The 17,239-nt window shown below is 66.5% G+C and carries 16 protein-coding genes; 6 read left to right on the plus strand and 10 right to left on the minus strand.

The annotated features are described in order from the left end of the window. Positions 1 to 384: aspartate/glutamate racemase family protein (locus tag Q0C64_RS04600; protein ID WP_294121142.1), on the minus strand; the 384-nt coding region annotated here is incomplete at its 3' end. A gap of 121 nt (positions 385 to 505) precedes the next feature. On the opposite strand from Q0C64_RS04600, the gene plsY reads away from it, so the two are divergent. The 3 genes from plsY to topA are packed head-to-tail and all read left to right on the plus strand — an operon-like array spanning position 506 to position 4,715. Further along, entirely contained in the window at positions 506 to 1,093 is a 588-nt protein-coding gene (gene plsY, locus Q0C64_RS04605) for a glycerol-3-phosphate 1-O-acyltransferase PlsY (RefSeq protein ID WP_294121144.1), read from the plus strand. Further along, the gene (gene dprA, locus Q0C64_RS04610; protein WP_294121146.1) at positions 1,090 to 2,181 is read left to right on the plus strand and encodes a DNA-processing protein DprA; all 1,092 of its coding nucleotides are present in this window, start codon (positions 1,090 to 1,092) and stop codon (positions 2,179 to 2,181) included. Before plsY ends, dprA begins: the two co-directional genes overlap by 4 nt. A 47-nt stretch (positions 2,182 to 2,228) precedes the next feature. Next, positions 2,229 to 4,715, plus strand: coding sequence for a type I DNA topoisomerase (topA, locus tag Q0C64_RS04615; protein ID WP_294121148.1), 2,487 nt, complete (start codon positions 2,229 to 2,231; stop codon positions 4,713 to 4,715). An 85-nt stretch (positions 4,716 to 4,800) separates the two neighbouring features. On the opposite strand, the gene Q0C64_RS04620 is transcribed toward topA, so the two are convergent. The 7 genes from Q0C64_RS04620 to ubiE form a co-directional block, all read right to left on the minus strand. Next, the gene (locus tag Q0C64_RS04620) at positions 4,801 to 5,541 is read right to left on the minus strand and encodes a HesA/MoeB/ThiF family protein (protein WP_294121150.1); all 741 of its coding nucleotides are present in this window, start codon (positions 5,539 to 5,541) and stop codon (positions 4,801 to 4,803) included. Then, positions 5,528 to 5,980: a dUTP diphosphatase gene (dut, locus tag Q0C64_RS04625; RefSeq protein WP_294121151.1), complete on the minus strand. Its 453-nt coding sequence runs from the start codon at positions 5,978 to 5,980 to the stop codon at positions 5,528 to 5,530. The genes Q0C64_RS04620 and dut overlap by 14 nt, the downstream gene beginning before the upstream one ends. After that, on the minus strand, positions 5,977 to 7,191 hold the full coding sequence (coaBC, locus tag Q0C64_RS04630) for a bifunctional phosphopantothenoylcysteine decarboxylase/phosphopantothenate--cysteine ligase CoaBC (RefSeq protein WP_294121153.1): 1,215 nt from the start codon (positions 7,189 to 7,191) through the stop codon (positions 5,977 to 5,979). Before coaBC ends, dut begins: the two co-directional genes overlap by 4 nt. Before the next feature lie 16 nt (positions 7,192 to 7,207). Continuing rightward, complete coding sequence (locus Q0C64_RS04635) at positions 7,208 to 8,896, minus strand: DUF885 family protein (protein WP_294121154.1); 1,689 nt, start codon at positions 8,894 to 8,896, stop codon at positions 7,208 to 7,210. Further along, complete coding sequence (locus Q0C64_RS04640) at positions 8,893 to 9,879, minus strand: hypothetical protein (protein ID WP_294121155.1); 987 nt, start codon at positions 9,877 to 9,879, stop codon at positions 8,893 to 8,895. Before Q0C64_RS04640 ends, Q0C64_RS04635 begins: the two co-directional genes overlap by 4 nt. A 93-nt stretch (positions 9,880 to 9,972) precedes the next feature. Then, complete coding sequence (gene ubiB, locus Q0C64_RS04645; protein ID WP_294121157.1) at positions 9,973 to 11,508, minus strand: 2-polyprenylphenol 6-hydroxylase; 1,536 nt, start codon at positions 11,506 to 11,508, stop codon at positions 9,973 to 9,975. Positions 11,509 to 11,596: 88 nt separating this feature from the next. Further along, positions 11,597 to 12,325, minus strand: coding sequence for a bifunctional demethylmenaquinone methyltransferase/2-methoxy-6-polyprenyl-1,4-benzoquinol methylase UbiE (ubiE, locus tag Q0C64_RS04650; RefSeq protein WP_294121159.1), 729 nt, complete (start codon positions 12,323 to 12,325; stop codon positions 11,597 to 11,599). A 48-nt stretch (positions 12,326 to 12,373) separates the two neighbouring features. Between ubiE and mutM the strand changes: the two genes are divergently transcribed. The 3 genes from mutM to dnaA all read left to right on the plus strand — a co-directional run bounded on the left by mutM (position 12,374) and on the right by dnaA (position 15,330). Then, positions 12,374 to 13,189: a bifunctional DNA-formamidopyrimidine glycosylase/DNA-(apurinic or apyrimidinic site) lyase gene (gene mutM, locus Q0C64_RS04655; protein WP_294121161.1), complete on the plus strand. Its 816-nt coding sequence runs from the start codon at positions 12,374 to 12,376 to the stop codon at positions 13,187 to 13,189. A gap of 105 nt (positions 13,190 to 13,294) precedes the next feature. After that, positions 13,295 to 13,558: a 30S ribosomal protein S20 gene (rpsT, locus tag Q0C64_RS04660; RefSeq protein WP_294121162.1), complete on the plus strand. Its 264-nt coding sequence runs from the start codon at positions 13,295 to 13,297 to the stop codon at positions 13,556 to 13,558. Positions 13,559 to 13,926: 368 nt separating this feature from the next. Beyond that, positions 13,927 to 15,330: a chromosomal replication initiator protein DnaA gene (dnaA, locus tag Q0C64_RS04665; protein WP_294121163.1), complete on the plus strand. Its 1,404-nt coding sequence runs from the start codon at positions 13,927 to 13,929 to the stop codon at positions 15,328 to 15,330. Between the two features lie 125 nt (positions 15,331 to 15,455). Here the strand turns inward: dnaA and Q0C64_RS04670 are convergent, their stop codons facing one another. Continuing rightward, positions 15,456 to 16,142, minus strand: coding sequence for a DUF4136 domain-containing protein (locus Q0C64_RS04670; protein WP_294121164.1), 687 nt, complete (start codon positions 16,140 to 16,142; stop codon positions 15,456 to 15,458). 99 nt (positions 16,143 to 16,241) lie between these two features. Continuing rightward, the gene (trpS, locus tag Q0C64_RS04675) at positions 16,242 to 17,237 is read right to left on the minus strand and encodes a tryptophan--tRNA ligase (protein WP_294121183.1); all 996 of its coding nucleotides are present in this window, start codon (positions 17,235 to 17,237) and stop codon (positions 16,242 to 16,244) included. Positions 17,238 to 17,239 lie beyond the last annotated feature (2 nt).

Here is a 17,239-nt window from a genome sequence, read left to right on the forward strand (position 1 = left end):
GTCGACATAGGGCTGGCGCACGGTCGCTTCCGTACCGAGTACGCCGATCACCCTGCTCTTCGACAGTTCCGCGGCGGGTTTGATCGCAGGGACGGTACCGACCACCGGGATGTCGAGCGCGGCGCGGGCATGGTCGAGGGCGATGGTCGAGGCGGTGTTGCAGGCGATCACCACCAGGCGGGGATGGAACCGCTCGACCAGCCGGCCGAGCAGGGCGGGAACCCGGGTGGCCAGTTCGGCCTCGGTCCGCTTGCCATAGGGAAAGCCGGCGCTGTCGGCGGCATAGACGATCGGCGCTGTCGGCAGCAGCTGCCGCGTCGGGCCGAGCACGGAAAGGCCGCCGACGCCCGAATCAAAAAAGAGCAAGGGAGAATTGGGGTCCATTGATCCTGTCATTGCGAGGAACGTGGTGACGAAGCAATCCAGCGCCATATCTGGATTGCTTCGCTCCGCTCGCAATGACGAACAAAGTTGCGTGCCCAGTTGCTTTTGCTACCGATAGGCCATGGGGGCATCGACGATCCTTGCCTTGGTCACCGGCTATCTGCTCGGCTCGATCCCGTTCGGGCTGCTGCTGACCCGCTGGACCGGCAAGGGCGACATCCGCGAGATCGGATCGGGCAATATCGGTGCGACCAATGTGCTGCGGACCGGATCGAAGGGCCTGGCCGCAGCGACGCTGCTGCTCGACCTCGCCAAGGGTGCGGCGGCGGTGATGATCGCCCAGCGGCTGTGGCCCGAAGCGGTCAACTTTGCCGCCGCAGGAGCGCTGCTCGGCCATCTCTATCCGGTGTGGCTGAGGTTCAAGGGCGGCAAGGGCGTCGCCACGCTGCTCGGCATCCTGATCCCGCTCTTCTGGCAGGCGGCGCTGGTCTACGCGCTGCTGTGGTTCGGGCTGCTGCTGTTCCTGCGCATCAGCTCGGTATCCGGGATGATTGCCGCCGCCAGTGCACCGGTCACCGCGGCGGTGCTCGACGAACAACAAATATTTCCCATGCTGCTCGGCTTCGCGTTGCTGGTCATCTGGCAACATCGTGAAAATGTCCGTCGCCTGGTGAAGGGCGAGGAGCCGCGCGTGGGCAAGAAGGATTGAGCGCGCCGGCCGACCTCATCGACCGGCTGCGACTGATCCGGACGGGTGGGATCGGGCCGATCGCCTATCGTCAGTTGCTGCTGCGGTTCGGGAGTGCGGAAGCGGCGCTGGCGGCGATTCCGGACCTGGCGCGGCGGGGCGGGGGCAGGACCCCGGCTGTCTTTCCGAAAGACAAGGCGGAGCGCGAGATCGACGCGGCCGAGAAGGCCGGGGCGCGCTATCTGGTGTTGGGCCAGGGCCTCTATCCGTCGGCATTGGCCATGCAGGAGGATGCGCCGCCGCTGCTGACCGCCAAGGGAAATCAGGCGTTGCTCGACCGGCCGATGGTGGCGATCGTCGGCGCGCGCAACGCCAGCGCCGCCGCCTGCCGCTATGCGCGCGGCCTAGCGCACGATTTGGGCGAAGAGGGAATTGCCGTCGTGTCGGGCCTGGCGCGGGGGATCGACAGCGCCGCGCATGACGGGTCGCTCGACAGCGGCACGATCGCGGTGATCGCCGGCGGGATCGACGTCGCCTACCCGCCCGAAAATGCGGCGCGGCAGGCCGATATTGCGGCGCGCGGCCTGCTGATCGCCGAAATGCCGCCGGGAACCGAGCCGAGGGCGCGCCACTTCCCCTATCGCAACCGGATCATTGCCGGGCTGGCGGCGGGGACGGTGGTGATCGAGGCGCCGCCGCAGTCGGGTTCGCTGATCACGGCGCGGCTGGCGGCGGAAGCGGACCGCGAAGTGATGGCGGTGCCGGGATCGCCGCTCGACCCGCGCGCCCAGGGCTGCAACCAGCTGATCCGCGACGGCGCGACGCTGATCCAGACCGCCGCCGACGTGATCGAGGCGATCAGCGGCCTCAACGGCAAGGTCGCCAGCCCGACGCGGCCGTTCGAGCCGCATGCGCCCCAGGCGGCCGAGGCCGAGCCGGACATCCGATTACGGGTCGAGGAACTGTTGGGCCACTCGCCGGTCCCGGTCGACGAAATCGTCCGGCTATCCGGCGCCGAGCCGGGCGCGGTGCAGCTGGTATTGCTCGAGCTGGACCTGGCCGGGAGGCTCGATCGCCATGCCGGCAACAAGGTGAGCTTGACGGCCTAGATTCTCCGGCCCGACAATCGCGCGTACATACGTAAAGGGGTCACCCGTTGAAGCTTGTCGTCGTCGAATCGCCCGCCAAGGCGAAAACCATCGAGAAATATCTGGGGCCGGGCCACAAGGTGCTGGCCAGCTATGGCCATGTCCGCGACTTGCCGGCCAAGGATGGGTCGGTGCGGCCCGACGAGGGCTTCGCCATGGATTGGGAAAGCTATCCCGACAAGGCCAGGCAATTGAAAGCCATTACCGACGCGGCCAAGGACGCCGATGCGCTGATTCTCGCCACCGACCCGGATCGAGAGGGGGAGGCGATCAGCTGGCACGTCCAGGAAGTGCTGAGGAAGAAGAAGGCGCTCCCGGCCAAGGTCGAGCGCGTCACCTTCAACGCCATCACCAAGAGCGCGGTAACCGAGGCGATGGCCCATCCGCGCGGGCTCGATGAGGATCTGATCGACGCCTACAAGGCGCGGCGCGCGCTCGACTATCTGGTCGGATTTACGCTGTCGCCGATCCTGTGGCGTAAGCTGCCCGGCGCCAAGTCGGCCGGGCGGGTACAGTCGGTTGCCTTGCGGCTGATCGTCGACCGCGAACGCGAGATCGAGATCTTCAAGGCCCAGGAATATTGGCAGGTTTCCGCCAACTTCGAGGCCGACGGGACGCCGTTCACGGCGCGGCTGGTAGGGCTCGACGGGCAGAAGATCGACCGGCTGACGATTGGCGACAAGGGCTCGGCCGATGCGGCGAAGAAAGTGGTCGAGGACGGGCGGTTCACGGTCGCCTCGGTCGAGACCAAGCCGCTGTCGAAGAACCCGCCGCCGCCCTTCACCACCTCGACCCTGCAGCAGGAAGCGGCGCGCAAGCTGGGCTTTGCCGCCAGCCACACGATGCGGCTCGCCCAGTCGCTCTACGAGGATGGCCTGATCACCTACATGCGGACCGACGGCGTGCAGATGGCGGGCGAGGCGATCAGCGCCGCGCGCCGCGCCGTCGCCGACCGCTATGACGCCGGTTATCTGCCCGACAAGCCGCGGCACTACACCAGCAAGGCCAAGAATGCGCAGGAAGCGCATGAAGCGATCCGCCCGACCGATTTTTCGAAGGATCATGCCGCGAGCGGTGACCATGGCCGGCTCTACAGCCTGATCTTCAACCGCGCGCTGGCCAGCCAGATGGCGTCGGCGCGGCTCGAGCGGACCACGGTCGAGCTGACCGATGGGGCCGGGCGGGCGACGCTGCGCGCGACCGGGCAGGTGACACTCTTCCCCGGCTTCATGGCGCTGTATGACGAGGGCCGCGACGATCCCCAGGACGAAGAAGGCGCGCGGATGCCGCAGCTGCGGAGCGGCGATGCGCCGGTCAAGACCGGGGTCGAAGCGGTGCAAAGCTTCACCCAGCCGCCGCCGCGCTATTCGGAAGCAAGCCTGGTCAAGCGGCTGGAGGAGCTCGGCATCGGCCGTCCGTCGACCTATGCCGCGACGCTGCAGACGCTGAAGGACCGCGAATATGTCCGGCTCGACAAGGCGCGCTTCATTCCCGAGGAGAGCGGGAGGCTGGTCACGGCCTTCCTCGAACGCTTCTTCGAGCGTTATGTCAGCTTCGATTACACCGCCGAGCTGGAAGAAGAGCTGGACGATGTCTCCGGCGGCCGGCTCGACTGGCTGAAGCTGCTCGACGACTTCTGGCGCGACTTCAAGCCCAAGGCGGGCGAGGTGATGGACCAGAAGCCGTCGGACGTCACGGCGGCGCTCGACGATTTCCTGTCACCCTGGCTGTTCCCCGACAAGGGCGACGGCTCGGACCCGCGCCTTTGCCCCTTGTGCGGCACAGGCCATCTGGGCCTGCGCGGCGGGCGTTACGGTGCCTTCGTCGCCTGCTCAAACTATCCCGATTGCAAATATACGCGGCGGTTCGGGCAGGGCGAGGAAGCGGCCAGCGAAGGCCCTGCCGAGATCGGTAACGGCATCGTGCTGAAGAGCGGGCGGTTCGGGCCTTATCTGGAGCGTGACGGGGCGCGCGCCTCGCTGCCCAAGGATGTGCCGCAGGACGGACTGACCCTGGAGATGGCGGAGAAATTGCTGTCGCTGCCGCGCGAGATCGGGCCGCACCCCGAGACCGGCAAGCCGATCACTGCTTCGATCGGCCGCTATGGCCCGTACCTCGCCCACGACGGCAAATATGCCAAGCTGGGCTCGACCGCCGAGGTGTTCGACACCGGCATGAACGCGGCGGTGGTCAAGCTGGCCGAAGCGGCCGCAGGCGCGGGCCGCAAAAATGGCGGCTCGCGCGAGCCGATTGCGGCACTCGGACAACACCCGGAAAGCGGTAAGGACATCAAGGTGATGGAAGGCCGCTTCGGTCCCTATGTCAGCGACGGGGCGACCCACGCCACGCTGCCCAAGAGCGCCGATCCCAAGGCAGTGACGCTGGACGAGGCGGTCGCCCTGATCGACGCCAAGGCCGCCAAGGGGCCGTCGAAGGGTCGCCGATCCTCCCCGAAACGGGGAGGTGGCAGCCGAAGGACGAAGTCTAAGGGCTGACGGAGGGGCGTATCCAATCGGCTCAACCGCCCCTCCACCATTATTCGCTTCGCTCCAATGGTCCCCCTCCCGGTACCGGGGAGGACTAGCCGCAGGCCTTGCAGGCCGGGTCCGCGGCGATGTGGATTTGGCGCCATTTGAGGCTCAGCCCGTCGAACAAATGCAGGGTTGCGGCGGCGTCGGGGGTAATGCCGGTGACCGCGCGGATCGCCAGCAGCGCGGCGAAATTGCCGACGGTGCCGGTCAGCGCGCCGAGCACGCCCAGTTCGGCGCAGGTATCGCAGTCATCGGCATCGAACGCATCGCCGACGAAGCAGCGATAGCAGGGTTTTGAGCGGAACAGCGCAACCTGGCCCTGGAATTGCTGGGCGGCGGCCGAAATCAGCGGGATGCCCAGCCGTACAGCTGCGTCGCTGACGACCAGCCGGGTCGCGAAATTGTCAGTACCGTCGATGATCAGATCGTGGCCCGACAAGATGGCGTCGACATTGTCGGCCTCGATCCGGTCGGGAACCGTGCGGCATTCGACATGGGGATTGCGCTTGCCGATATACCTCGCCGCGAGATCGGCCTTGCGCTCGCCGACCTGATTGGCGGCGTAGAGCGGCTGACGCTGCAGGTTCGACAGTTCGACCCGGTCGTCGTCGATGACCGTTAAATGACCGACGCCCGCGCCGGTCAGGGCCGGGATCGCGCCCGAGCCGATGCCGCCGGCGCCGACAATGGCGATTTTCGCATCCTTCAGCCGTTGCTGTCCCGCGCCGCCGATCTGGGGAAGGACGATGTGCCGCGCGTAGCGGTCGAGCTCTTCGTCAGAGAGAGCCATGGCCGCCGGTCGAGCCAAACCCGCCCGCGCCGCGCGCGGTTTCGCACAGCTCTTCAACCTCGTCCCAAATGGCTTGCGTGACGGCGGCGGGAACCAGCTGGGCGATGCGCTCGCCGCGCCGGATCGGGAAGGGCTCGCCACCATGGTTGATCATGATGACCTTGAGTTCACCGCGATAGTCGCTGTCGATCGTGCCCGGCGTGTTGGGGACAGTGATGCCATGCTTCAGCGCCAGGCCCGAGCGCGGGCGGACCTGGATTTCATAGCCTTCGGGAATGGCCAGTTTGAAGCCGGTCGCAACCGCGTGCCGCTGGCCGGGCATGAGGTCGAGATCCTCCGCCGCGACCACATCCATCCCGGCGGCGCCATGGGTAGCGTAGCTGGGCAGGGGCAGGCCTTCGCCATGGGGCAGGCGGGTCAGGCGGATGCTTATGGTCACTCCAGTTCCTCGGCAATGCGGCTGATCAGATGGCGGGCTACGTCTTCCTTGGCCGCTTCGGGCCAATCCTCGACACCGTCCTTGGTGACAAGATGGATGCGGTTGTGGCTGCCGCCCATGACATCACCGGAAACGTCGTTGGCGACGATCCAGTCGGCCTTCTTCGATGCCAACTTGCCCTTGGCATTGGCGACGACGTCGTTGGTTTCCGCCGCAAAGCCGATCAGCAAAGTCGGGCGGTCGGGGCGCTCGCCGAGCATGGCGAGAATGTCGGGATTGGGCGCGAATTTGAGCAAAGGCGGGCCGTCGGATTTCTTGAGCTTGGAGGTCGCCGCCTTGACCCGCCAGTCGGCGACGGCCGCAACCAGGATCGCCACATCGGCAGGCAATGCTTCGGCAACTGCGTCGGCCATTTGCTGGGCAGTCTCGACGTCGACCCGGCAGGCTCCGCCGGGGGTCGGCAGCGACACCGGCCCGGCCACCAGGGTTACGCGCGCCCCAGCCTGGGCGGCGGCGGCGGCAATGGCGAAACCCTGCTTGCCCGACGAGCGGTTGGCGATGACGCGGACCGGATCGATCGGCTCGTGGGTGGGACCGGCGGTAACCAAGACGTGCTTGCCAGCCAACGGCCCCTCCACCACGTCGCTTTGCGCCGTGGTCCCCCTCCCCGAGACGAGCTCGGGGAGGATTTTTTCCAGCCGCTGATAAATATCGGCCGGTTCCGGCAGCCGCCCAGGGCCATATTCGCCGCAGGCCATCGGCCCCTCGTCGGGCTCCAGCACCGTGATCCCGTCGGCCTTCAATTGCGCGATGTTCCGCTGGGTCGCTGCATGCTGCCACATGCGGACGTTCATCGCCGGGGCGATCACCACCGGCTTGTCGGTCGCCAGTAGCAGGGTGGTGGCAAGGTCATTGGCTTCGCCCGCCGCCATCCGGGCGATGAGGTCGGCCGTCGCCGGCGCCACGACCACCAGATCGGCGGCGCGGGACAGCTGGATGTGGCCCATCTCCGCCTCGTCCTTCAAATCCCACAGCGAAGTGTAGACCGGGCTTTCGGCCAGCGCGGCGAGGCTCATCGGCGTGACGAAGTGCGAGCCGCCCTCGGTCAGCACCGGCGTTACCTCATGCCCTTCCTTGCGGAATTGGCGGATCAGCTCGGCCGCCTTGTAGGCGGCGATGCCGCCGCCGACGATGAGAAGGATACGGCTCATGCGGTGGATATGGGCTTCAGCGGCCCGCCTTCGCAAGGTCGGCGGCCTCGTCCTCGATAATCGACGGCGGGACGATGCCCGAGGCGAGGATCGCGGCGAAGGCGTCGCGGAAGACGAACGGGCGATGCTCGACCTCGGCGCGGTGCGACGCGACCGCCAGCAAATGGTCCAGCTCCAGCTTGCCGACGATGTAGCTCGGGCCATAGCCGGGCTGGCGGAGGTAGAGCAGCTGCTCGAACCCGACCAGGCGGCTCGACGCGTCGGACCAGTAGCGCGGGGTCCATTCGGCGTGGAACTTGCCGGCTTCGGCCAGCCCGATCTCATTGTCCTGGACGCGCAGCGAGGCGAGTCCGCGCGCGGCGCGGTTGGCGAGCATGATCCACACCAGCTCGCGGCCATGCGGCTCGTCGTCATAGAGGCCGGCCTGCATCACCATTTCCTCCATCGCCGTTGCGAAGCCCTCGGACCGGTCTTCGTAGATGTTGAACAGCGGTGGGGATTGCCGGATCGGGCTGGGGTGCGGCTCGTGGCGCAGCCGGGCGAGTTCGATCCAGTGATACTGGTGGCTCGATAGCGGCAGCGGGTCGAGCGCGGTCACATGGGTGAAGAAGTTGCGCTGGGCCGGCGGCGTGTAGTTGCCGGTCTGACCATTGAGCGCATCGCGGTAGAAGGGCTTGTCGGCGATGAAACCGGCATCGGTCAGCAGCGCATAGAGCTTGGCCTGGCGCTGTTCCGCCATCGCGCGGTAGGCGGCCGGATCGCTGATTTCGGCGATCGGCGGCGCGGCGCGGTTGCGCACCTCCTCCAGCCGCAGCGAGGCCAGCGAACGGTCGAGTTCGCGCTGCAGCAGCACCTTCTGCGCGTCGAAGTCGTAAGGGCTCAACAGGACGTGCTTGAGGTACCAATTGTAATTGTCTTTGCCGACGCCCGACGGGCCGGTGCGACTCGGTGCCTCGGCGCGAATCCAGGCGGCGAACTGCTCGGTGGCGATACGCGCGTCGTGAACGGCCTTGCGCAGCTTCGGGCTGGCGCCGGCGAGGCTGGCGGGGCGATGCCCACCAAGGTCGTTCATCACCAATGTCCCGGCCTCGAGCTGGGCCAGCACCTCGGCCTGTTCGTTGAAGGCGCGGTCGCCATAGGCCCACAAATCATGCGCCTGACTGCCAGCCAAATTGACGCGGGCGTCGGCGAGCATCGCCGGGACCGCGCCGATCAATTCGGTCAGCTTGGCGTCGTCGGCCCGCGACAGCGGGTAAGTGAAATTGTGAAGGTCGATATTGGGTTCGGCCGAGGAGCCTTCGTGGGCCGGGACGTCGCTCATTTCGGCGAAAATGGTCTGGTAGAAGCCAGGATCGCGCGCCCAGGGCATCAACACCCGGTGGAAGAAGTCGAGGCCGTTCATTTCGGCCTCGACCAGCCGGTAGTCGCCGTTCTGCGAGGCGGTCCAGCCGGTACGGTCGATGGCGGCGAGGCGCTGCTTATATTCGGGCAGGCGGGCGGCCCGCGCGGCCATGGCGGCGGCGCCATAATCGGGCCGGCCCATGGTGATCCTGGGATGGTTGAAGGCGCGCCAGTCGGCGAACAGCTGGACCAGCTGGGCGTGCGTGCCCTGGGTGGCTGCTGCCGCGGCGGCAGGCTGAGCTTGGGCGGCCATCGGCACGGAAATCGCCACGGCGGCGGCGAGGCAAAGGGCAAATCGGCTCATGCGGAAGCTCCTTCATGCGGAATATGGCGAATGGCCTTGGTGAGATCGGCAAAGGCCTTGGGCAGGAAAACGAGACCGGCAAACGACAGGGGCGCGGCGATCAGCGCCCAGTAGAAAGTATCGGTGCGGGCGAGCAGCGCGATCATCGAACCATAGCCGGCGAGCAGGATCGCGGCCCTGAGCGCCCATCCTTCGCGGACCGATGCCCAGCCGAACAGCGACAGGATCAGCAGCGCCGAGGCCAGTGCGGCCGGCAGGCGGATGCCGAACGTCACCTTGGCGATGCTCTTGAGCGCGAACTGCGGCCCAAGCATCGACGACCAGCCGGGTGAGGGCGGGTCATCGGGCAGCACTACCTGGCCGACCCAATGGGCGTGGAGGGCGAGATAGACGGCAAGCAGCGCCACGACGCCGGTCCAGGCCGCGGCTTCGCGCCAGCGCTTCTCCAGTAATGCAAGCCCGCCCATGGCGAGGATCATCGGTAAGGCCAGCTCGCGGATCATCAGCGCCGCGCCGCCGGCCAGCACTGCCGGCCAGATGCGCTCCGGACGGTAGAGGGCAATCATCAGCGCCAGCAGCAGCGCCGCCCAGCTTTCGTGGAACAGGCCGGTTTGCGGCTGGAGCAGACCGCCGAGGCCGCCAGCGATCAGGACCAGGGTGGCGGCGAGCAGCGGCCCGGGCAGAACCGCCCGGAGCCTGATCCACCAGGCGACCATCAGCGCGCCCGACAGCAGCCAGAACAGCGCCACCATCACCCGCTCGCCGAACGCCGCGTACAGCGTGGCGTGGGTCGGCAGGCGGAAGGTGAAGAAGGGCTTCAACGGGTAATTGCCCTTGCGCAGCTCGTCGGCGGTGGCGGCGTAATAATTATCGCCGGCGCGGACGCGGGTGATGATGTCGCGGTAGAGTTGCAGGTCGCTGTGCTGGGCCTGCGTAGTGCGGACCTTGGGCGCGGGAGCGGACGCGGGCGACCAGCAGGCCATAGCCAGCAAGGCGAGGAGAGCGGCAATGACGGCCAGTGCCGGGCCCCGGGACCAGGAATGAAACCGCGTCTCAAAGGCCCCCCAGCTCATCCGCTAGCTTACTAGCCAGTATGTCAGGGCGGCGGCAATGGCGGCGGAGGAAAGCGACAGCAGCAGCGGGGCGAGCCAACCCTTGCCCTCGATCACCGCCACCTCGGCCAGCGGGGGCGGGGGCGGGGCGCCGCCGGGCGGCGGATAGGCCGCGTCGATGCGGCGGATGAGGTCGGGGATCAGCTTGAAGGCGCGGACCGTGTCGACGATCCGGTCGGCATAATAGGCCTCGGGCCCCAGCTCGGTCCGCAGCCAATCCTTGAGGAACGGTTCGGCCGCCTCCCACATGTTGATGTCGGGATCGAGCGTGGTCGCGACCCCTTCTTCCATCACCATCGTCTTTTGCAGCAACAGCAGGTGCGGCTGGGTCTGCATGTCGAAATCGCGGGTGATCGAGAACAGGCCCTCGAGCATCCGGCCGATGCTGATTTCCTTGACCGGAAGGCCGCGGATCGGTTCGCCGACCGCGCGCAGCGCCGTCGCGAACTCGGCAACATTATGGTGCGGCGGGACATATTGCGCTTCGAAATGTATCTCGGCGACCCGGTCGTAATTGCCGGTGATCAGGCCGTACAGGATCTCGGCCAGCCACAGCCGCGCCTGGCGGTCGATGCGGCCCATGATGCCGAAGTCGACCGCAGCGACGCGCCCGTCCGGCAGCGCGAACAGATTGCCCTGGTGGAGGTCGGCGTGGAAATAGCCGTCGACCACCGCCTGGCGGAGGAAAGCACGGACCAGGGTCGTCGCCAGTGCCTTAGGATCATGGCCTGCAGCGATCAGCTCGTCGCGCTTGCTGAGCTTGATGCCGTCGAGCCATTCGAGCGTCAGCACGCGGCGCGCGGTCCGCGTCCAGTCGATTTCGGGGACATGGAAGCCGGGCTCGGCGACCATATTGTCGCGCAGCTCGGAGGCCGATGCGGCCTCACGTTGCAGGTCCAGCTCGCGCCGGGTCCATTGCTTGAAATGAGCAATGACCAGGCGGGGGCGGAGGCGCTCGGCCTCGCCGCCCAACAGCTCGACATGGGCGGCGGCCCATTCATAGGTCTCGATCGCCCGGGCGAGCTCTTCCTCGATCCCCGGGCGGAGCACCTTGACCGCTACCTCGCGGCCCTCGGTAGTGACGGCGCGGTGGACCTGGGCGATCGAGGCGGCGCCGACCGCCTCCTCATCGAACTCGCTGAACAAGGCAGTGAGCGGAGCTTCCAGGGCCCGTTCGATGGCCGCCTTGATCGCCGGGAAGGGCTCGGGCGGTAGGTCGTCCTGCAACTGCAGCAAATTGGCCGCGGCAGCCTCGCCGACCAAATCAGGGCGGGTCGACAGTGCCTGGCCGAGCTTGATCGCCGCCGGTCCGATTTCCTGCAGCGCGGCGGCATAGTCGGGCACCTGCGGCATGGTCATGCCGAAGCGGGCAACGCGGCACAGGCGGCGGACGTTGGGCGGGGTCAGCGGATCGCGCTCGATCCCCTGCAGCGCGCCGTGGCGGGCCAGCGTCCTGCCCCATTTGAGCAGGCGCCACAGGTGGGTGACGGCAGTGGTCAAATGACTGTTCCCCGGCGAAGGCCGGGGCCCAGGAAGCTTGCTTTAACTGGACCCCGACCTTCGTCGGGGCGCGATGCTGCTGCGCGCATCACGTCTTCCAGCCGCCCCAGATGGCGACGAGGCCGCCGAGGATCGGCTCGACGCTGGTCGACTTGAAGCCGGCCTCGCCGATCATCGCCTTGAATTGCTCCATCCGCGGGAAGCGGCGGATCGATTCGACCAGGTAGCGATAGCTGTCCTCGTCCTTGGCGACGGCCTTGCCGATGCGCGGAATGACATGCTCCGAATAGCGGTCATAAAGCTCACCGAAGCCCGGCCATTCGCTGGTCGAGAATTCGAGCACATACAGTCGGCCGCCGCGCTTCAGCACGCGGTGCGCTTCCCTGAGCGCGGCCGGGATGTCGGTCACGTTCCGGATGCCGAAGGCGATGGTGTAGCCATCGAAACTGGCGTCGGCGAAACTCAGCTCCTCGGCATTCTCGACCTGCCAGGAGAGGCCCTGGATGCCGCGGCTCTCCGCCCGCTTCCTGCCGACTTCCAGCATGTCGGGATTGATGTCACTGACCATGACCTGCGCGCCCTTGGCGGCCATGCGAAAGGCGATGTCGCCGGTGCCGCCGGCCATGTCGAGGATCTGCTCGCCCGGCCGCGGTTTCACTTTGGCGACGAAGCGGTTCTTCCACAGCCGGTGCATGCCGCCCGACATCAGGTCGTTCATCAGGTCGTAGCTGCTCGCGACCGACGAAAAGACACCACCGACCCGCCGGGTCTTTTCTGCCGGGGTAACCAGCTGATCGCCGAAATTGACCTTATCCATGGATGGGGCCTCTAGCGGGGTTGCCGTCGCTTCGCCATACGCCAGCACATGCCGGAGCTGCCCGAAGTCGAAACCACCGTTCGCGGACTGGAACTTGTGCTGAAGGGCCGGCGCATCCGGCGGCTCGAAACGCGCCGTGCCGACCTGCGACGGGCCTTCCCCAAAGACCTCGGCCAGCGGATGACCGGAGCGCGGGTGATGTCGCTCGGCCGCCGCGCCAAATATGGCCTGGTCAACACCGATTGCGGTGACACCATGATCTTCCATTTGGGCATGTCGGGCGCCTGGCGGATCGACCCGCATGAGCTCGGCAAGCACGACCATCTGCTGATCGAGACCGACGAAGGGAGGCGGCTGCACCTGCGCGATCCGCGCCGGTTCGGCTCGGTCGACCTGGTGGCGACGGCGGAGCTCAGCGAGTGGCCGGCATTCAAGGCGCTCGGCCCCGAGCCGCTCGACGGCGGCATCGACGGCAAATGGCTCAAGGAGCGATTTGCGGGGCGAAGTGCGGCGGTGAAGCTGTTGCTGCTTGACCAGCGGATCGTCGCGGGCCTCGGCAACATCTATGCCTGCGAGGCGCTTTACCGGGCGCGGATCGATCCACGCAAAGCGGCCGGCAAAGTCAGCAGGCCGAAGCTCGATGCGCTGGCCGTGGCGATTCCCGAAGTGCTCAACGATGCAATTCGGGCCGGCGGCTCGACGCTCAAGGATTTCGCCGCCCCCGACGGCGAGCTCGGCTATTTCTCGAAGCAGTTCGATGTCTACGACCGCGAAGGCGAGGCATGCCGGACCTGCAGCGGCACGATCAAGCGAATCGCCCAGGGAGGCCGCTCGACCTTCTTCTGCCCGACTTGCCAGCGCTAGCCACAGGCGGTTGACGATTCGCGGACCTGACGCTAGGGGGAGCGCCACGCCGGTGCGGCCCCATGGGCGCGCGCCGCTTTTATTTGGAAATATAAGGACTTTTCGATGGCGAACACGCCGCAAGCCAAGAAGCGCATCCGCCGCAACGCCAATCGTGCGACGATCAACGGCGCCCGCGTCAGCCGCATCCGCACCTTCATCAAGGCGGTCGAGTCGGCGATTGCCTCGGGCAAGAAGGACGACGCCGCCGCGGCGCTGAAGGCAGCCCAGCCGGAGATGGCTCGTGGAGTCGCCCGGGGCGTGATTCACAAGAATACCGCGTCGCGGAAGTTCTCGCGCCTGACCAAGCGGGTCGCTTCGCTCGGTTAATTTTTGATTTACGTTAGGTTTCGGGACGGGCCGTCGGACTTACCGGCGGACCGTTTCATTTCGGTGACCGAAAAAAGTCTAGGGATTCCCGCGATTCGCGGAATCGGGATTTCTCCACAATCAGTGGTTTTGCCAGAAAACTGCCAATTTTTACCAGTTTTGGCGGCTTCCCTCTGTCAAGCCCGTTTATTTCACATTGATGAAAATTCGGCACTTGAATCACGCGCGCCAGACTCTCAAAACGAAGTTTCCGGCGGCGAATCCGCTCCGGGGGGCTAGGGACTGAGGATGCATTCGGTGTCGCGACTCGCATCGCGCGCGACGGTTTCTCATGTCCGGCAAGGTAAGAGTTTGGGAGGCGCGCGCCAGTGCAGGGCAGTCGGGAAAATCTGTGTGTCTCCGATGTCGCCACGGTTGCAGCGCCCCTTGAAGCCGCCTGGGAAACCATCCGTGCCGGCCTTCGCCGCGACTGCGGGGCGCGGACCTTTGACGGCTGGCTGAAGCCGGCCGAACTGGGCGCGTTCGACGGCGACTCCGGTGAGCTCGATATCGTCATGCCCAGCCAGTTCATGGCCGATTGGGTGCAAAGCCATTTCGGCGAGCGGCTGGCGCTGGCCTGGCGCAACGTGCTGCCGATCGTGCGCGACGTGCGAATCGTCGCGTCGGCCGACGGGCCCAAGCCCGCCCCGCTGCTGATCCTCGAGGAAATTCCGGTCGCACCGGCCAGCGCGCAGGAGCGCGATCCGTCGGCGCCCAATTTCGATCCGCGCTACCGCTTCGATACTTTCGTCGTCGGCAAGGCCAATGAAGTCGCTGCCACGGCGGCACGGACGCTGGCTACCGCCGACAGCGTCGCCTTCAACCCGCTGTTCCTCCATGGCGGCACCGGCCGCGGCAAGACCCACCTTCTGCATGCCATCGGCCAGGCGTTCCTCGAGCGCAGGCCCGGCGCGCGCGTGGTGTCGATGTCGGCCGAGAAGTTCATGGTCGAGTTCATCCGCGCGCTGAAGGAAAATGACACGATCGGCTTCAAGAGCCGGTTGCGTTCCGCCGACCTCTTGCTGATCGACGACGTCCAGTTCATCGCCGGCAAGGATTCGACCCAGGAAGAATTCTTCCACACGATGAACGAGATCATCACCGCCAACCGGCGGCTGGTGATCACCTCCGACCGGGCGCCGCAGGATCTCGACGGGATCGCGCCGCGCATCCTGTCGCGCCTCAGCTGGGGCCTGGTGGCCGACATCAACCCGGCCGATTATGAGCTCCGGCTCAACATCATCGACGCCAAGCTGACCGCGCTCCCGGGTGTGGAGATGCCGCGCGCCGTGGTCGAGTTCCTCGCCCGCCGCATCACCAGCTCGATCCGCGAGCTGGAAGGCGCGCTCAACCGCATCGCCGCCTATGCGATGATGACCGGCCGGGCGATCGACGTCGCCTTTGTCGAGGAAGTGCTGGCCAATGTGCTGCGCGCCAACCAGCGCCGCATCTCGATCGACGAGATCCAGACCCAGGTCGCCGAGCATTACCGCATCCGCAAGGCGGAAATGACCTCCGCCCGCCGCGCGCGCGAAGTCGCCCGGCCGCGCCAGGTGGCAATGTATCTGTCGAAGCAGCTGACGCCCAAGTCGCTGCCCGATATCGGCCGCCGTTTCGGCGGACGCGACCACACCACCGTGATTCATGCGGTCAAGCAGATCGAGCGGCTCCGCGCTGCGGATAGCGAGCTCGACGCCGACATCCGGTTGCTGACGCGCCAGCTGGAGGGCTGATCTGGGGGGTACGGGCGCCGATCATGACTGCGTCATGATGGATGCCGAGGTGAAGAGGTCCAGTCCCCAACTGGTCGAGGGCCCGCCGGATCGCTCCGACGGGCCCTACTTTTTTGCCCCGTCGCTCAATAGGAGCGGGTCGCGGTCTGCTTGCCTTCCGGCGGGACGGTGATCTTGACCGTTTCGCCCGAGGTGCCGGGGAAGCCGGTGAACATGGCGTCGACCAGGCTCGGCACCAGCTTGCCCAATTCGTCGGTCCGCGAGCGGGCCTTGGCCTTGCCTTCGAACAACGAGGCGTTGTCGACCTTGCGGCGGATATCGAGGTCGAGCTGGCTGACATAATAAGTGTAGCTGCTGATCGAGCTGCCATAGCCGCCATAGCCGCCATACCAGAAGGGATCGTCCCAGCCCCACAAATAGCCGCCGCGGCCATAGCCCCAGCCGCCCCATCCGCCGCCGAAGCCGAGCCCGTAACGCCCGTAGCGGCCGTAGCTAAACGGATCCTGGACGATCTCGGTATGGCCGTCGTCGACGCCGTAGCCGAGCCGGACGACCATCGTCGCCTGGTCGATCGAGGCGGCGCGGGCATAGCCCTGGGCCTGCATCCGCTGCGCGACCAGCTCGGCGTAGCGCGAGAATTCGAGCCCGCCCATGTCGGCGGCGTTGAGCGGCGCAACGACGAAACTCTGGCCCTGCGGGGCCGGCATCACCTGGAAGCGGGAGACCTTGGTCTGGAGGCCGGTGGTGCAGCCTGTCAGGCCAAGCGCCGATACACCAAGCAAAACCGCGGCGGCCAATTTGTTGATACGCATCGTTCTCACCCCTGAGTCGAAAACCCCGTGGCAAGAACATAACATGAAACGTGCTGAATAGACGATGAAGCGCCACGGTCGCCTTTGCGACTCAATGGCTTAGTCGCGCAAACCGACCGCCCGATAGGCCTCCGCCAGGGTCGGCGCGGCGAGTTCGGCGGCCCTTTGCGCGCCCGAAGCGAGGATCGCGTCGAGCGCGGCCTCGTCGCGGCGAAGCTCGATCAGCCGTTCGCGCAGCGGCCCGATTAGCGCGATCGCCGCATCGGCCAGGGCAGGCTTGAACGCGCCGAACCCCTGGCCGGCGAAGCGCTTTAGGACTTCAGCCTCGGTCGCGCCGGTCATCGCCGCCATGATGCCGACCAGATTCTTCGCTTCGGGCCGTCCTTCGAGCAGCGCCGGATCGTCGGGCAGCGGATCGGGATCGGTCCTGGCCTTGCGGATCTTCTGGGCGATCAGATCGTCGCTGTCGGTCAAATGGATGCGGCTCTGCTCCGACGGGTCGGACTTGGACATTTTCGCGGTGCCGTCGCGCAGCGACATGACCCGCGCCGCAGTGCCGCCGCCGATGAACGGTTCGGGCGGAATGAACAGCTCGACATCGAAATCATTGTTGAACTTGAGCGCGATGTCGCGGGCCAGCTCGATATGCTGCTTCTGGTCCTCGCCGACCGGGACATGGGTCGCCTGGTAGAGCAGCACGTCGGCCGCCTGCAGCACCGGATAGTCGAACAAGCCGACGCTCGAGCCTTCGCGGTTCTTGCCGGCCTTGTCCTTCCACTGGGTCATGCGGTTGAGCCAGCCCATTCGCGCCGTGCAATTGAGAATCCAGCACAGCTCGGCATGGGCCGGGACCGCGCTGTGGGCAAAGACGATCGACTTGTTCGGATCGATCCCGCTGGCGATCAGCGCCGCCGCCATTTCGCGCACGTTGGACCTCAGCGTCGCCGGTTCGATGTCAACCGTCAGCGCATGCATGTCGGCGAGGAAGAACAGGCACTCTGCCTCGTCCTGCATCCTGACCCAGCGCAGGATGGCGCCGAGGAGATTGCCGAGGTGGAGATCACCGGTCGGCTGGATGCCGGAAACGACGCGCATGG

The sequence above is a fragment of the Sphingomonas sp. genome (genome assembly GCF_023266535.1).
GTDB lineage: Bacteria > Pseudomonadota > Alphaproteobacteria > Sphingomonadales > Sphingomonadaceae > Sphingomicrobium.

Excerpts from the sequence above, each read along its gene's own strand:
- plsY (WP_294121144.1), top strand. The coding sequence starts at position 506 with ATGGGGGCATCGACGATCCTTGCCTTGGTCACCGGCTATCTGCTCGGC.
- Q0C64_RS04620 (WP_294121150.1), bottom strand. The coding sequence starts at position 5,541 with ATGGCTCTCTCTGACGAAGAGCTCGACCGCTACGCGCGGCACATCGTC.
- coaBC (WP_294121153.1), bottom strand. The coding sequence starts at position 7,191 with ATGAGCCGTATCCTTCTCATCGTCGGCGGCGGCATCGCCGCCTACAAG.
- Q0C64_RS04635 (WP_294121154.1), bottom strand. The coding sequence starts at position 8,896 with ATGAGCCGATTTGCCCTTTGCCTCGCCGCCGCCGTGGCGATTTCCGTG.
- Q0C64_RS04640 (WP_294121155.1), bottom strand. The coding sequence starts at position 9,879 with ATGGCCTGCTGGTCGCCCGCGTCCGCTCCCGCGCCCAAGGTCCGCACT.
- ubiE (WP_294121159.1), bottom strand. The coding sequence starts at position 12,325 with ATGGATAAGGTCAATTTCGGCGATCAGCTGGTTACCCCGGCAGAAAAG.
- mutM (WP_294121161.1), top strand. The coding sequence starts at position 12,374 with ATGCCGGAGCTGCCCGAAGTCGAAACCACCGTTCGCGGACTGGAACTT.
- rpsT (WP_294121162.1), top strand. The coding sequence starts at position 13,295 with ATGGCGAACACGCCGCAAGCCAAGAAGCGCATCCGCCGCAACGCCAAT.
- Q0C64_RS04670 (WP_294121164.1), bottom strand. The coding sequence starts at position 16,142 with ATGCGTATCAACAAATTGGCCGCCGCGGTTTTGCTTGGTGTATCGGCG.
- trpS (WP_294121183.1), bottom strand. The coding sequence starts at position 17,237 with ATGCGCGTCGTTTCCGGCATCCAGCCGACCGGTGATCTCCACCTCGGC.